Below are 255 nucleotides of genomic sequence, written 5' to 3'. Positions count from 1 at the left end.
CAGGACTGCGTTCGTCACGTCCGGCGCTTCGCAGCCTTCCTCCGACGCTCTCCCGATACTGCGACGCCCGAGGACATCCGTCGCTTCCAGTTGTATCAGCATGAGAACGGCGTCGGGCCTGCGACCATCAACGGCGCGGTCTCGGCGTTGCGGTTCCTGTTCCTGGTGACGCTGAAGCGGCGGGATCTGGCCCGTGTGCTGGTGATCATGCGCCATCCACGCAAGCTGCCGGACGTGCTGAGCGTGGAGGAAGCG

At 65.5% G+C, this 255-nt stretch carries 1 protein-coding gene; it reads left to right on the top strand.

Annotated features, from left to right (window positions below; genetic code table 11):
• On the top strand, positions 1–255 hold a 255-nt coding region (locus EOD29_RS33280; protein WP_164764022.1), incomplete at both ends, for a phage integrase N-terminal SAM-like domain-containing protein.

Origin of the sequence: Mesorhizobium sp. M1A.T.Ca.IN.004.03.1.1 (assembly GCF_003997555.1) — a bacterium.
In the GTDB taxonomy this organism is placed as follows: Bacteria; Pseudomonadota; Alphaproteobacteria; order Rhizobiales; family Rhizobiaceae; genus Mesorhizobium.
This window is presented reverse-complemented; position numbering and strand designations above follow the sequence as displayed.